The organism is Methylobacterium sp. J-076, assembly GCF_022829405.1.
In the GTDB taxonomy this organism is placed as follows: domain Bacteria; phylum Pseudomonadota; class Alphaproteobacteria; order Rhizobiales; family Beijerinckiaceae; genus Methylobacterium.
In genome coordinates, this window is the sequence record NZ_JAKSXW010000078.1 from 1 (window position 1) to 14,896 (window position 14,896).

9 protein-coding genes and 1 tRNA gene are annotated in these 14,896 nt (G+C 59.8%); 7 read left to right on the plus strand and 3 right to left on the minus strand.

Going from position 1 to position 14,896, the window contains the following annotated elements:
• Positions 1-600: 600 nt before the first annotated feature.
• On the minus strand, positions 601-2,859 hold the full coding sequence (locus MKK53_RS06490) for a xanthine dehydrogenase family protein molybdopterin-binding subunit (RefSeq protein ID WP_243927879.1): 2,259 nt from the start codon (positions 2,857-2,859) through the stop codon (positions 601-603).
• Between the two features lie 359 nt (positions 2,860-3,218).
• Between MKK53_RS06490 and MKK53_RS06495 the strand changes: the two genes are divergently transcribed.
• From MKK53_RS06495 to MKK53_RS06510, 4 genes are all read left to right on the plus strand, one after another.
• Positions 3,219-3,308 (plus strand) — tRNA-Ser (locus MKK53_RS06495).
• A 146-nt stretch (positions 3,309-3,454) separates the two neighbouring features.
• Positions 3,455-4,636 carry a tyrosine-type recombinase/integrase gene (locus MKK53_RS06500; protein WP_243927880.1) on the plus strand — a complete coding sequence of 394 codons (1,182 nt, stop codon included), beginning with the start codon at positions 3,455-3,457 and terminating at the stop codon, positions 4,634-4,636.
• A complete protein-coding gene (locus tag MKK53_RS06505) occupies positions 4,633-5,055 on the plus strand; it encodes a hypothetical protein (RefSeq protein WP_243927881.1) in 423 nt (140 codons plus the stop codon). Before MKK53_RS06500 ends, MKK53_RS06505 begins: the two co-directional genes overlap by 4 nt.
• Positions 5,056-5,606: 551 nt before the next feature.
• Positions 5,607-6,026, plus strand: a complete 420-nt coding sequence (locus MKK53_RS06510) for a hypothetical protein (RefSeq protein ID WP_243927882.1) — start codon at positions 5,607-5,609, stop codon at positions 6,024-6,026.
• 54 nt (positions 6,027-6,080) lie between these two features.
• On the opposite strand, the gene MKK53_RS06515 is transcribed toward MKK53_RS06510, so the two are convergent.
• Complete coding sequence (locus MKK53_RS06515; RefSeq protein WP_243927883.1) at positions 6,081-6,920, minus strand: hypothetical protein; 840 nt, start codon at positions 6,918-6,920, stop codon at positions 6,081-6,083.
• A 452-nt stretch (positions 6,921-7,372) separates the two neighbouring features.
• Between MKK53_RS06515 and MKK53_RS06520 the strand changes: the two genes are divergently transcribed.
• Together MKK53_RS06520 and MKK53_RS06525 are read left to right on the plus strand one after the other, a co-directional pair.
• On the plus strand, positions 7,373-8,566 hold the full coding sequence (locus MKK53_RS06520; protein WP_243927884.1) for a phage late control D family protein: 1,194 nt from the start codon (positions 7,373-7,375) through the stop codon (positions 8,564-8,566).
• Between the two features lie 67 nt (positions 8,567-8,633).
• Positions 8,634-9,095, plus strand: a complete 462-nt coding sequence (locus tag MKK53_RS06525; protein ID WP_243927885.1) for a hypothetical protein — start codon at positions 8,634-8,636, stop codon at positions 9,093-9,095.
• 511 nt (positions 9,096-9,606) lie between these two features.
• Here MKK53_RS06525 and MKK53_RS06530 read toward each other — a convergent pair.
• Entirely contained in the window at positions 9,607-10,239 is a 633-nt protein-coding gene (locus MKK53_RS06530; RefSeq protein ID WP_243927886.1) for a recombinase family protein, read from the minus strand.
• Positions 10,240-10,630: 391 nt separating this feature from the next.
• Between MKK53_RS06530 and MKK53_RS06535 the strand changes: the two genes are divergently transcribed.
• Positions 10,631-14,251 (plus strand): class I SAM-dependent DNA methyltransferase, encoded by a 3,621-nt coding sequence (locus tag MKK53_RS06535; protein WP_243927887.1) that lies wholly within the window; start codon positions 10,631-10,633, stop codon positions 14,249-14,251.
• Positions 14,252-14,896: the final 645 nt, after the last annotated feature.

Below are 14,896 nucleotides of genomic sequence, written 5' to 3' on the forward strand. Positions count from 1 at the left end.
CAATGCGAGCGGAGTGAGGTAATCCAGCGGCGCCACGTCGTGGACCGTTCCGCCGCCCTGGGTCGCTTCGCTTCGCTCGCGATGACGGAGAGGGCCGCCGCCGCCCCAGCGGACGGTTGCCGCCGCCGTCGCGGTGGACGGGCCCGCCATCAGGGCGGGCGGCCACTGCCGTCATTGCGGGCGGAGCGAGGCACGCCAGGGGGCCCACAGCGGGGACCGTCCCGGTCCCCTGGGTGGCTTCGCTGCGCTCGCGATGACGGAGCGGGTCGTCGCGAGCCCCCGCCGTCTTTGCGAGCGGAGCGAAGCAACCCAGGGCGCCGCCACGTTCGGAAGCGTCCCGCTGCCCTGGGTCGCTTCACTGCGTTCGCGATGACGGGGCTGGCCCTCCGGCAGCACCGCCGTCTTTGCGAGCGAAGCGAAGCAACCCAGGGCGCCGCCTCGTCCGGAAGCGTCCCGCTGCCCTGGGTCGCTTCGCTGCGTTCGCGATGACGGGTGGGCCCTCCGGCAGCACCGCCGTCCTTGCGAGCGGAGCGAAGCAACTTAGGGCGCCGCCACGTCCGCAATCCGCCCGCTGCCTCCGCGATGACAGAGCGGTCGCCCTCACGCGATCATGTCCTCGATACGGATCGGCAGGCTGCGCCGGCGGCGGCCGGTGGCGTGGTAGACCGCGTTGGCGATGGCCGCGTTCACGCCGATGACCCCGAGCTCGCCGAGGCCCTTCACCCCGAGGGGGTTCACCCGCGCGTCGGGATCCGGCACGAGGACGGCCTCGACCGTCTCCGCGTCGGCGCAGGTCGGCACGAGGTATTCGGCGAGGTCGGGGTTGCGGTAGGCGGCCCCGTCCAGCACCGTTTCCTCCAGCAGGGCCGAGCCGAGGCCCCAGATCATCCCGCCCTTCAGCTGGCTGAGGGCGGTGAGGGGGTTCAGCACCTGCCCCGCCGCGAAGGCGCCGGTGAGCCGCGGAACCCGGATCTCCCCGGTCTCGGAATGGACGTGCACCTCCGCGAACTGCGCCCCGAAGGCCCAGGACAGGGCATCGTCGGCGAGCGTCAGGCCGATATGGCCCTCGCGCAGGGCCTGGAGGGCGTCCGGCTTGCCGCCCCGGGGCACGAACTCCGCCAGGGTCTCGACGGCCTCGGGGTCGATCAGGCGCACCGCCTCCGCCAGGGGCAGGCGCGCCCCGTCCGGCGCGACGAGGGCCCCCTCCCACAGGCGCAGGCCCTGCGGCGCCCGCCCGGCCAGGGGCGCGCCGGGGGCGGTGGCCGCGGCGGCCAGCCGGCCGCGCACCTGCCCGCAGCCGAGGGCGAGGGCGTTCATCAGGCTCGTCGTGGTGCTCGACCCGCCGGAGATGCCCGCGGGCGGCAACGCCGTGTCGCCGAGGCGGACGCGCACCCCCGCGACCGGCACGCCGAGCCAGTCGGCGGCGCCCATGGCCAGGAGGGTGGTGATGCCGTTGCCGATCTCGTGCTGGGCGGCGGCGACCTCGGCCGCCCCGTCGGCGGCGAGCCGCACCCGCAGCGTGGCGGCGGCGATCTTCACCGGGCGCACCGAGGCGGCGCAGCCGAGGCCGACCCGCCACGGCCCCTCGCGCAGCGCCCCCGGCCGCGGCGGCCGCCGCGCCCAGCCGAAGGCCGCGGCCCCGGCCTCGAAGCAGGCCATGAGCGGGCGGGAGGTGAACGGCTTGCCGCTCACCGGATCGGTCGCCGTGTCGTTGCGGCGGCGCAGGTCGATCGGATCGAGGCCGAGCTGCCACGCCATCTCGTCCATCGCGGATTCGAGGGCGAAGAGGTAGGGCAACTCCGGCGGGGCGCGCATGGGCCCCGGCGTGTTGCGATCGACGCGCACCGCGCGCTCCTCGGTGCGGATCGCCGGGCAGGCATAGAGGCTGGCGGTGACGTCCGCCCCCTCCATGGCGAAGGGGTCGAAGCGGGAGGTCACCACCTCGGCCTCGTGCACCAGGGCGGTGAGGCGGCCCTGCGCGTCGGCGGCGAGGCGGATGTCGTGGCGGGTCTCGGGCCGGTAGGTGGCGATGGTGAAGCATTGCCGCCGGGTCGGGACGAGGGAGACCGGCCGCCCGAGGCGCCGGGCGGCGAGCGCCACGAGGGCGGTGTGCTGGGACAGGGCGAACTTGGCGCCGAAATGGCCGCCGATCAGCCCCGAGACCACCCGGACCTTCGCCGGATCGAGCCCGAGCTGCGCCGCGAGCCCGTGCTGCACGGCGCCGACGAAGCGCGTCGGCTCGTGAACGGTGAGCCGGTCACCCTCCCAGGCGCAGCGGGTGGTGAACAGCTCGATGGGGTTGTGGTGCTGGATCGGGGTCTCGTAGCGCGCCTCGACCCGGTGGGGGGAGGCCGCCAGCGCGGCGTCGGCATCCCCCAAGCGGACATCCGCGTGCCGGTCCTTCAGCACCGCGAGGCGGACGGTCTCGGCGCCGGGCGAATCGAACCCTCCGGCGGCGGGCTCCTCCTCGTAGGACACCCGCACGGCCAGGGCCGCGGCCTCGGCGATCTCGGCGGTCTCGGCCACCACCAGGGCGACGATCTGCCCGGCATAGGCGATGGCCGCGGAGTCGAGGGGGCGGTGGGCGCTGTTCACGTAACCGCCCGCCATCAGGTGCCGCACGGGGGCGATGGCGCCCGCGAACTCCCGGTGGGTGAACACGGCCAGCAGGCCCGGCGCGTCCCGCACTCCGGAGAGGTCGAACCCGGTGATCCGCCCCCGGGCGATCGCGCTGGTGACGAGGGCGGCATGGGCGACCCGCCCCCCGGTCCCCGGCGGGGGCGGATCGGAGGCGTAGACGGCCGTGCCGGTGACCTTGGCGGGCCCCTCGACCCGGCTGTGGCCCGTTCCGAGCACCATTCCCACCGCCGCCTCCCGCGATCCCTGCCCCTGGGAAACCGGCCGCCCCCGGCAAGGCTCCCCCGCGCCCGCCCCCTGCGGCGCCAAGACCCCCGGGACCGGGCGCCCAAGACCGCCGGGACCGGGCGCCCCAGGGATCGACGGACGGGTTCCCCGGCGATCGCATCCCGGGGCTGCCACCCGGCCGCGCCGCGTTGTGCGCGGACCCGGCGCATCGCCCGAAGCCCTTGCCCTCGGCGCGCCGGCCGATTATGAGCCCCTATCCGCAGAGATCGACGGTCGTGCCCCGTGCCCGGCCCCGGCTTCGGCGGTGCACAGCCTGGAGGGCGGCACCCCGGTGTCCCATTCCGCGCTGGGCTGGAGAGGTGGCAGAGCGGTTGAATGCACCGCACTCGAAATGCGGCATGGGTGCAAGCCCATCGGGGGTTCGAATCCCCCCCTCTCCGCCACGGACCTGTTTGAGGGGGTTTGAACCAGCCCTCTGAGCCCTTGAACCAGCAGCGCTTTTTCCGCTGAGGGGCTTGAACCGGTTTAGCCTGATCCCACCTGATACCGCTGCACCCGCTGGGGTGATTGCTGGGGGTTGGGCGGACACATGGCACGGGCGGTCAACAAACTCACGGCTTTGAGCATCGCACGGGAGAAGAAGCCGGGCCGCTACGGCGACGGTGCCGGCCTCTACCTCGTTATCGATCCGAACGGCTCTCGGCGCTGGATCATGATTTTCCGGCACGACAACCGTCAACGGGAGATGGGGCTCGGCAGCGCCACCGTGTTCTCGCTCGCGGAGGCACGCGCCAAGCGTGATGAGTTTCGTCGCCTCATCGCGGAAGGTCGTGACCCCATTGCGGAGAAGCGCAAGCCCGATCCGGCGACGGTGAAGGCTGTGACGTTCGGAGCTTTCGCAGACCAGCTCATCCCCGAGATCGTCAAGGGCTACCGGAACGAGAAGCACAGGGCTCAGTGGACCAGCACGGTCAACACGTACGCCGCGTCGCTGAGGCTGAAGCCGGTGGCTGACATCACCACCGACGATGTTCTCGCCTGCCTACAACCCATCTGGCACGACAAAAACGAGACGGCAGCCCGTGTGCGAGGCAGGATCGAAAAGGTGTTGGATGCTGCCAAGGCAAGGGGCTTGCGGACTGGTGAGAACCCGGCACGGTGGCGCGGCCATCTCGATCAGCTTCTATCCAAGCGGCGGAAGCTCATGCGCGGCCATCACGCGGCCCTTCCCTTCCTGGAGGTTCCGGCCTTCGTCGCTGAGCTTCGCAAGCGCTCCGGTGTCTCAGCTCTGGCGCTCGAATTTACGATCCTGACAGCGGGTCGCGTCGGGGAAGTTCTCGAATGCCCTTGGTCGGAAATCGACCGAACGAAAAAGGTGTGGTCGATCCCGGCCGCGCGCATGAAAGCGGAGCGCGACCACCGGGTACCGCTTACGCCTCGCATGCTCGAAATTCTCGATGCAATGGAGCCGTTGCGGCGGGGCACCTACGTGTTCCCGACCTTCAAGGCGGACAAGCACATGAGCAACATGGCCTTCAACGCCCTGCTAAAGCGCATGGGCGTCAAGGCGACGACACACGGCTTCCGATCATCCTTCAGGGATTGGGCCGGCGATGCCACCACCTTTCAGCGTGAGGTCGCAGAGGCCGCACTATCCCACGTCGTCGGAGACGCGACAGAAGCCGCCTACCGCCGGGGTGATGCCCTCGAAAAGCGCCGTGAACTGATGAATGCCTGGGATGCCTTCGTGTCGTCGGGGACGGCAGCATGAGTGAGGATCACTTCCATAAGGCCCTCTTCGATCACGTAGGCGTTGCGGACCCGGAGGACTGGCGTGCCGTAGCATTGGCGCTTGCTGAAAAGTATGCTCCCCATGCTCTAAAACAAACATCAGAGAAACTCGACGGTGCGAAGGTAGGTAGGTCTGAAACTAGAGGGCCGGAGCGTATGATGGCGTTGTCGCTCTTCATCAATGTCATTCGGGAAGCGTCAGAGGAAAGCAAAATACGAGATGACCTAAAGTCAACCCGAGCAATCTGCCGATACATTGCAGGTAATAGTGCAGATGCGATCACGGTACGAAAGATGATGAGTTTTCCAAATGGGATCAGTCCGAGAACCATTGAGAACATGATCAGTAAGCACCAAAGAGAGCACCCTGAGTGGATGGCACGTACCACGTATCGCTGAGGGGTGTAGGTATACAGTTCACAGAAATCGATTGCCGTCTATTTCTGTGACACCATGGAGAATAGGTCTCGCTCAGCCCAACCGGGTTGAGGAGAGTTTCAGTGGAACAAGAAACCAGCATCGAACGGGTAAGGCCGCCCACTCAATCACAAGTGCTTACGGTCGCAGAGATGTGCGCGACCTACCGCATCAGCAAGAACCGTGTCTTCGATGAGATGAAGGCTGGTCGCCTCGCTGCCAAACGCGTGGGGCACCGCGTACTCATCGGTCGCGACGATGCGAGTGCATGGTGGAACGGCCTCCCGGATCGGAGAGCCGCGTGATGCTACAGCCCTACATCTCAGACCAACTCGGTGCCCTCTGGATCGAAGCCAAGTACGATACTGGCGCGATGCCCGAAGGCGTCTACCGCGTAATCCGCAACGCCCGCGCTCGACCGGTCCCGCCACGCGAGACCGCCATGTCGGCAGCGTTCAACCGCGCACGGCAGGCTTCAGCCGTTCACGTCATCCACCGCCCTACGTCCCACGCCTGAGCCGGAGAGCATCACCATGTCGAACGATAACAGCATTACCTCCCGCGACGGCTACATCCTGGCACAGGCCCTCTACATCGCCGCCAAGGCTCTTCGGTCGCAACCATACCCCGAGTGGAGTAACGCCGAGGACATGGATGCCATTCTCGAGGCAAGATTTCCTGGGCGCCTCAAGGTGTGGAGCACAGTCGGCCGCTTTCAGGAAGGCAGATTGATGGGATTACTGCCGATCGGTGATTTTAAAGCTCAGTACGATACCGGCGCCTGGGACGCTGAGTGGGTTGAAGCCTGGATAGAAGCCGGAATGGTCGCCCACCTCAACGGTACCGAACTTCTTGAGGATCTTTCCGACGACGAAGCTCGCCGGCAGTTGGCAGAAGCTCGGGCCGCTCTGAGGTGGATGGCGGAGAAGGTGTCGCTCGGCGAAGCAGCCTGACACATTGAAGGCCGGCGGTAATCTCGCCGGCCTTATGTGCTTTCAATTCACTTTTCATGGCACTACAGTTACGTTGGTCATTACCAAGAATTTGAGACGATCCGTCCGGCTTTTGGTTTTGTATACGAAGCACCTTAGGTCGTTTGAGGTAACAATATCAAGTGCAGATGCCGAAAGACTTGAAGTGACTAAATCTATTATGTCTGATCTCCTTGCATTATCTGCAAGCATGAATGGGATCGGCCTTTTCTCCTTTGGAATATAAATTCTTCCTTTAAACGTATTCACGTTGTAGCTAGTTATTCGACCGATGACAATGGTTTCATGGCTGTCTTCTTTATCGTACGCCATATAATCGTACGTTTTTCTATCAAACGATCCCGTTGTTTTGATTTCCCCAGAGCCATCATCGAATAAAATCTCAGCCTGTTTTGCTGTCTCAGACGCAATGATAGGTCGATGAATTTTCTGGAGGGAGTTGTGGCATTTTTCGATAAGGGAGTCGATTTTGCTTTGCGTAAGCTCTGGAAAATTTGGATTTTTGGCCCTCTCATCCTTTATTTGTTGACCCAAATCCTTATCAAAATCCGGGTTGATCCCAAGACTTTCTTGAATAACATACGCATATATGGAGTGCGCCAAGTTTCCTATGGGTGTGTCTTTGTCTGCAGTACCAACATGGTAGGCTGCTGTACAAGCAACAACTATTGGAGCAAGTATTTTCCAGCTACCTTCTTCTGGAGGTAAGGCATAAATTCGAGCGTTTTTAAGAGCCGTCGAATGAGTAATGATTTCGTTATTGACAACGAGATTAGTCGTAAGAGCTAAATACCTTTGAAATCCGTGTAAGGCTTCCGAAATATCATAAAAATCAATTTGATGTTCGTCGGACATTCTGCCCGTGTATGATAGGACGAACTTTGCCGTTCTTTCCATTCGTCAGTTTCCCGATACGGCTGCTTCCGGTTCAAGGGGAGAACGTATGTTATCGGGTCAAAGGATACGGCGATGCAACGCCGCAACTTAGGATGATTTGGCTTATCCACGGGTTGCAACTGAAACCTTGCGTTCAAAACTATGAACAAGCACCCGCCTCACCTGAACAGTCACCCATGTGCCGCCACGGGCGGTCGGGATGCAACGGGCGTTCAACTCAACGGCGATGGGGGTGTCATTCTCGAACCCGCTGGCGCGGATGCTGGCGATGATAGGCAGCACATTGGCGGCGAAGGCATCGGCACCGGCTGGCTGGCGTCTGCACCCTGCGTCCCCTGACGCCCTCTACCTACCTCCACCCAATCAGCAGCCGCCCCTCGTCGGGCGGCTTTTTCGTTTAGGAACACACAATGCAGCCCGGTTACACGCCAATCTACAAGATCATGAAAGGCGGCATCGACATCACCGACCGCTTCAATGACCGTACAACAGAAATTCAAGTCGACCTGAAAGGTGGCGGTGGAGACTCCGATACATGCAAGATCACAGTAGACGACCGCGATTGGAAAATTGCCACGGTTGAGGTTGGCGCGAAGCTTGAAGTATACCTCGGCTTCAAAGAAACCTGGCTTGCTCAGATGGGCATTTTCCAGGTGGGCACTGTTGACTACGTCATCATGCCGAAGCAAATCGAGATCGTCGGAAACTCTGTAGGGTTTACAGGTGCGATCAAGGCGCCGGCCATCAAAAACTTCGAGAACAAGAAACTCGGGGATGTGTTGAACGAGATTGGCGCATTGAAGGGAGCCAGTGTCTACGTGGACCCCGAGTTCAGGGACATTGAGCTTCCGTTCGTCAATCAGACATCGAGCCCCCTTCACCTGCTCCACGAACTCGAACGACGCTTCGGTGCCGTCGCCAAGTTTGAGAACGACCGACTAGTGTTTGCAAAACGTGACGAGGGCGAGTCCACGGAAGGCTCAGAGACACCGGTCATCGAACTCCGGCCATGGCATATCAGCAAGGGATTTGTGCGCCACACAGACAGATCACAGTTTGATGGTGTTAAGGTCGGATGGTTCGATAAGGATCACGTCAAGCAGTACGCGGAGGTAGAGGACCCAAACGCCAGCAAGGAGGCGGATGGAACCACGCAACAGGACTTCTACCTCTCGAAACAGCTTGGGCGATCAGAGGCGGAGGCCAAGATGATGGCCAAGAGCCAGATGGCGATGCTCAAACGCGCTCAGGGCGAAGCGCACCTGACACTCGCCAAGGGCTACCCCTGGATACGAGACCAGATGCGGACCTTGCTCCGAGGCTTTCGCAGTGAAGTTAACGGAAGCTACGTGATCGATACAGTAACGCACACCTTCACGAAGGAACCCGGCATCGTCACGGAAATCTTGGCCAAGCCACCCGGCACCGGTGAGGATTATGAGGGCTTGGACGAGGGCGCGTTTCTGCGACTCGGCCGACAGTTGCCATCTTTAGAGAGCGTGGAAGCAGGCAAGGCACCTGTGGTCCCCGAGCCAATCGACAAGCCAGACGCAAGCGGCGCCGCCAGCCCGGTTGTGGTCGATACCACGCCGGTCAACGTGTAATGTCACGCCGCAGGATGCATTCCTTAAATGCGACGCCCCAGCGAGGGCATTTTCGTGAGTAGGACGCATGAGCCCGTGGTTGAGTGTTTGGGGTCTAGTTGCGGATATGGCGGGTGTCGCCATCATCACCTACGACATATGGCCAGAGTACAGAGTCCACCGCCTGCGTGAAGCTATTGAATGGCAGTACAAAGTACTGATCTCGTCACTATCCGAGACTCAAGAAGACGAAGAGCCTGCGCAAACCATCCAAGAAATGCTTCACTCGATGGGACGCTCTGAGATGGATAGACTTCGTCAGCGCCTTGGACTACCGGCTATCGGCGAAGGAAGGATGCTGCCGACAGAAGAAGAAATTGCACGATCTAGGATAGAAACGGATGCCGCTATTGCTCGCAAGATGGCGAAGATCGAAACACGAACACGACCACCAGTCGGTTTTGGTGTCATGTTGGTAATCTTAGGATTTCTTTTGCAGCTTCTTGGAGCACTTCCTCCCGCCTTTGTTCGAGCGCACTTCGGAGGATAGCAGCTAAGGCTGTCTCAAAACGACAAGGGGTGCGACCGACAGTCCGGCGCACCCTTCATCGTTTTGCCTGGTATCGCCGGGGCTACATGCACATCCCGGTAAACCGGCTGTTAAAACTGCCGTAGGCAACTGATGGTACGCGGGACGTCTCACTGATGATGTCTCAACATGCCAGACCCAAACACCCTCTACGCCTTCGCCGCCGTCATCACAGCGCTGTCGCCTGTGGCCATCGCCGCTATTGTGGAGACCGGCCGGTTCCTTCGGAGACGCCAGGGGCGGGGTGATCCCCCATCCGATCCGCCAGCGCCATGACCGCTCTCAGGCAGCGCGGGCCTCGACCATGACGTGCGCGACATCAGGTTCCTGACGCACGACAACGGCCTGTTCGACTTCGGCCGGCAGACCGTCGCTTGTGGCGCTGCATCCGGTAGCGGTCTGCACATGCTCATAAAGAAGGGCGCGCCGGTCTCCCGGTCACGCTCTCGTCGTCCTCTTCAGTGTTGAATGTCTACGCAGCCCAGCGGGCGAGAGCGGCTTCCGCCTCAGAGCGGTCATCCCTGACGCGGTAGACGGTCTGACGGCTCAGGCCAGTGGCCTTGGCGATGGCAGCAACGGCATCGCCGCGATCTAGGCCGGTGATCACGTCGTCAAGCTGGGCGCGGGTGTAGGAAGGCTTCCGGCCGAGATACGCATCATCCCGACCCTTCGCGTGGTCGATACCGGCACGCTGAGCTTCCTTGGTCGCCTCGGCCTGGGCCTGGGCGGTTGCGGCCATGAACGCGATGAGAGCGTCACGAACGGCTTGCTGCATCGGATCGGTGGTCGCGCCGTCGAACGTGAGGCCATTGATGACCGTGCGGATGATGACACCCCGGCGCATGAACTCCCGGATCGTCTCAGTCACGTCCGCATAGTTGCGGCCCAGCCGGTCAACCCAACGGACCACGAGGACATCGCCAGCCCTGAGCATGTCGAACAGACGACGACCCTGGGCGCGATCCGCGAGGACCGTGGAGACACCCGACACGCCATCGTCCGCGACCACCGCATCGATCTTGAAGCCGGAGGCCTCAGCCTGTTTCCGCTGATGCGCGATGGTTTGGTCGGCGGTGGAGACGCGGGCGTAGAGAACGGTCTGCATCGGGGCTGTCTTTGGTCCGCTGGGCTGATGTCCGTATAGAACGATGTCCGTTGACCGAATGCAACCCTTACGGACAAAAAATTCGCACTTTTCCGATTGTCCGCTACGGCATACCCTAGCGGATATCCGTTCCTATGCTCGTGGCGCATGACGTTTGCGAAACGACCACGAAAAGCTGTTGCAGTCTGAGTGAAGTTGTAGATGAGTTGCAAAGGCTCAAGCGGGGGATGGTCCAAGGTTGCCCTGTGGACGTGGCTTGCCAAGCACATTCATAGCGGGGCATCATATTTTGATCTGCGGTAAGTGAAGGCTTGCCAACACATTCATATCGCGAATAATTTCATTATAATAAAATTCTTGAGGCGAGGAACAAATTACTATGAATGAATTTATGACGAATTTGGAAAAATTAGACATTCTGATTAACGAAGCTAAATCATCAGGTGGGTCAGAGCGATCAAATTATCAAATTTTCATAGAACGCTTGTGTGTCGCGCTAGGTTTGCCGTGTCCTGATATGGCGCGAGAAGAGAACAGACTCAATAATTACGTATTCGAGCGCACTGTTGCGTTCAAGCACCCGGACGGTAGCACAACAAGTGGCTTTATCGATTGTTACCGCAAGTGTTCATTTATTCTGGAAGCCAAACAGTCCCGTAAGCGCGATTTGGCGCGATCTGCACAAGACCAGCTATCCTTGCTTCCAGAGACAACAAGGCAGTTCAAAGCCGGGCACGCCTTGCGTGGTACACGCGGCTGGGACCAAGTGATGGCGGGCGCCCGCAAACAAGCGGAGAACTATGCTCGCGCATTGCCTGTCGAGCACGGGTACCCACCCTTCTTGCTCGTCGTCGATGTTGGGCATGTCGTCGAGGTCTATGCTGATTTCTCTGGCCAGGGGAAGAATTACGCCCAATTCCCTGATCGTCAGTCCTACCGCATCGCCATGGATGACCTGCGCGATCTAGCTGTCCAAGCGCGGCTGCGCGCAATTTGGTTGGATCCGCTTTCGCTTGATCCGACTCGGATCACTGCGCAGGTTACCCGCGACATTGCTGATCGTCTCGCGCGTATCGCAAAACGGCTGGAAGGACAGCACGACCCCAAGCAGGTTGCCGAGTTCCTGATGCGCTGCCTGTTCACGATGTTTGCCGAGGACGTGAAGCTGATCCCTAAGGACGGGTTTCGCGATCTGCTCGGTCGAATGCGCGAGACACCACAGCACTTCGTCCCCGCCTTAGAGAGCCTGTGGGCTGCAATGGATGCAGGCGGCTACGCCCCTCACCTCAACGCGACCCTCAAACGCTTTAACGGCGCGCTGTTCAAGACGCGCACAGCTCTACCGCTTGAACCTGAGGACATCGCAGAATTGCACATCGCAGCTGGGAAGGACTGGTCAGAGGTTGAGCCAGCCATCTTCGGCACACTTCTGGAACGGGCGCTCAATCCGCGCGAGCGGTCGAAACTCGGGGCTCACTACACGCCACGTGCCTATGTCGAGCGGCTGATCGTGCCGACGATCATGGAGCCTCTGCGCGCCGACTGGGATCTTGTCCAGGGGCAGCTGAAGGAGAGGAGCGAGCGAGGTGACGAGAAAGGTGCGCTCGCTGCTGCGCTGCGGTTTCACCGTCAACTATGCACGACGCGGGTACTCGATCCCGCATGTGGAACTGGCAACTTCCTCTATGTTGCATTGGAGCTGATGAAAAAACTTGAGGGTGAGGTGCTGGAAGCGATCATGGCACTTGGCGGACAGCCTGATCGTTACAGCGACTACCCGGCCGAAGCTGGTAATGATTTGCGAGGTCAGCGGTTGGCGCGGACAGGCGGGCGCTTCACAGTCGATCCCCACCAATTCCATGGGCTTGAGATTAATCCGCGCGCGGTGCCGATTGCCGACCTTGTGCTTTGGATCGGCTATTTGAAATGGCAACTCAAAACCGTAGGTATCGACGCGATCACAGAGCCGGTACTGGACGCCTACGGCACAATTTTACAACAAGACGCAGTGCTGGCGTATGACAGCCTGGAGATGGTGCGCGACCCGGATGGGCGTCTGATGTCACGTTGGGACGGCGTAACTAAGAAGCTCAATCCAATCACTGGTGAAGCAGTGCCTGACTCAGATGCAATAATACCACTATACAGATATGTAAACCCGCGTCCAACAACTTGGCCTGATGCAGATTTTATCGTCGGAAATCCTCCTTTTATCGGAACCCGTCGTATTAGAAATCGATTGGGCGACGGTTATGTCAATGCGTTGCGGAGCGCATATCCCGGAGTTGTGGAAACCGCAGACATTGTTGCTTACTGGTGGCACGAGTCAGCTCGACTTGTTTCAACAAAGCGAATAAAAAGATTTGGATTTATAACAACAAACAGCATAACCCAATCGTACAATAGGCCTGTTTTAGCTTATTGGATTGACGGAAAGCAGCCAAAAATCAGTTTGGAGTTTGCTATAGCAGATCACCCCTGGGTTGATGAAGCTGATGGCGCCGCGGTCAGAATATCTATGACAGTTGCCGCTCCAAAATCCAAGCTACCGCGAAAAGCAAAGTTAGGGGTTGCGTTCGCTGACGAGCAAGCTTCTGTGAAGTTCACGGAGGTAGATCGGATAGGATCATTGCTGCAACCAGCGACAGAACAAGACAGTTTTTCTTCTTTACATTCCAATAGCGAATTGTGTTTTCAAGGAGTTGTACCTGCGGGCTCCGGCTTCAAAATGACTGCCTCTGAAGCAATGGCTTTTCCCGAACAAGGACTTCTCAGAAATTATTTAAATGGTAGGGATATTGCGCAGAATGATCGAGGATCTTTTATTATTGACGCATTTGGAATAAGTTTAGACCGCTTGAAGATAGAGTTTCCTGCGACGTATCAGTACCTGCTAGTACGAGTGCGTCCGGAACGCGAGCACAATAATAGAGAAAGCTATAAAAAATTATGGTGGATCTTCGCCGAGCCTCGACCGGCGATGCGTCAATCATTGTCAAACCTGAGTAATTTCATTGGAACACCCTATACGGCAAAACACCGACTATTTTCTTTCATCGATGGTGGGACCGTTCCGGATGCGATGGTGTATGCAATAGCGAGTGACGATGGAGCATTGCTTGCTTCGCTGAGCAGCAGAGTTCATGTTGCTTGGGCTCTGAATTTTGGCGGTACATTAGAAAATAGGCCGAGGTATAACAACAAGCAAACTTTCGACCCTTTTCCATTTCCACTTGCTCTCAATTCAGATCTTGCGCCTACTAATCCGTTTTCTGTGCAGCTTGAGAACTTACGTATCCTTGGTAACCGCCTTGACGTCTTCCGCAAAGAAAGGTTGTCCAATTACCCTTCACTGACCATGACGAGCCTTTACAATGCTTTGGAGCGTTTACGAGAGGTCGAGTGCGGCTTTGGGCCGCCACTGAGCGAGGTCGAACGCAACGTGCACAAGACCGGATTGATTTCAGTCTTGAATGAGATCCACAACGACATCGACCGAACGGTACTCGTTGCCTATGGCTGGGATGACTTGATGCCGCCGCTTGTCGGCCGGCCGGGTGCAACGTTGCCATCGCGCTATAAAACGGCAGAGCAAGAGGCCTCGGAAGGGGAGTTGCTATCTCGGCTTGTCGCTCTCAATCGAGTGCGGGCAGAGGAGGAAAAGTGTGGCCTCGTTCGTTGGCTGCGGCCTGACTACCAGATACCAAAACTTGGCAAAAAATTGCCGAAGCCGGAGGCGGAGCATCTCGGCACCCTCGATTTTGCGGTTCCAGAAGTAGCGGACCGACCGAAATGGCCAACGGACGGACTTGAGCAAATCCGGCTTGTACGCGACCTTCTGGCCAGGTCTCTCGCGCCGGCACCGGCCGAGTCCGTCGCGAACGTTTTCGATGGAAGAGCGACTGCGAAGCGCCGAAATCGAGTTATTGAGGTTCTTGAGACGCTCGTCGCAACTGGCCTCGCAAGGACTGGCGATCAAGATGGACAACGAAGGTATTTCTTGCCTCGTTAGATTGGTTTATAATCGAGCGAATTGAATATCCATATTAGTTGGCAGTCAAATCTGAACTGACTCAAAATATCTTACCTAATCAACATCGTGGGGAAGATTTGTGTTAGATTATACCCCTACGGACAGGAATACAGTCCAGAGACGAGAAAATGACGATAGGCGACGAATGGTGGGGGGCGTTCGATCCGGCCAGCGATGACTGCGAACGCAAGGCACGGCTCAGGAGCCTCAGGGCCATCGCGCGAATGATCTTGGGGTCTCGGGGGGGGGGGGCGTTCTCGAACGCGCCCTGCGCTGTGCCGAGACAGGGGTTGTCTCGCCCTAGACGCTTCATGGCGTCCTGTCCCGGCTTCCAAGCTTGGACTACCGCAGGGTGCTGGCCAGCTACGCGGCCTTAGCCCGGCCGGTTGACCCGTGCCTGCTCTGACAGGGTGCTAGACAGGGACTCACGCCCTCGTCAGACTTTGGGCATGTCACGAGCCCGCTTCGTCCTCGCTGCGATCCTGTTGAGCCCCGCTGCTCAGTCACAGGCACAGGACGGCACACGCGAGGCGAATGCTCTACGGGACATGGCCAGGGCACAGGAGCGCCAGGCTGACGAGCTACACCGCCTGAGGCAGGTGGAAGCTGACCGTGCCGTGCAAG

What these genes read in the sequence shown, in the direction of transcription:
- MKK53_RS06515 (WP_243927883.1), bottom strand. Translation starts at nt 6,920, where the DNA reads ATGTCCGACGAACATCAAATTGATTTTTATGATATTTCGGAAGCCTTA.
- MKK53_RS06510 (WP_243927882.1), top strand. Translation starts at nt 5,607, where the DNA reads ATGTCGAACGATAACAGCATTACCTCCCGCGACGGCTACATCCTGGCA.
- MKK53_RS06525 (WP_243927885.1), top strand. Translation starts at nt 8,634, where the DNA reads ATGAGCCCGTGGTTGAGTGTTTGGGGTCTAGTTGCGGATATGGCGGGT.
- MKK53_RS06490 (WP_243927879.1), bottom strand. Translation starts at nt 2,859, where the DNA reads ATGGTGCTCGGAACGGGCCACAGCCGGGTCGAGGGGCCCGCCAAGGTC.
- MKK53_RS06535 (WP_243927887.1), top strand. Translation starts at nt 10,631, where the DNA reads ATGACGAATTTGGAAAAATTAGACATTCTGATTAACGAAGCTAAATCA.
- MKK53_RS06500 (WP_243927880.1), top strand. Translation starts at nt 3,455, where the DNA reads ATGGCACGGGCGGTCAACAAACTCACGGCTTTGAGCATCGCACGGGAG.
- MKK53_RS06505 (WP_243927881.1), top strand. Translation starts at nt 4,633, where the DNA reads ATGAGTGAGGATCACTTCCATAAGGCCCTCTTCGATCACGTAGGCGTT.
- MKK53_RS06520 (WP_243927884.1), top strand. Translation starts at nt 7,373, where the DNA reads ATGCAGCCCGGTTACACGCCAATCTACAAGATCATGAAAGGCGGCATC.
- MKK53_RS06530 (WP_243927886.1), bottom strand. Translation starts at nt 10,239, where the DNA reads ATGCAGACCGTTCTCTACGCCCGCGTCTCCACCGCCGACCAAACCATC.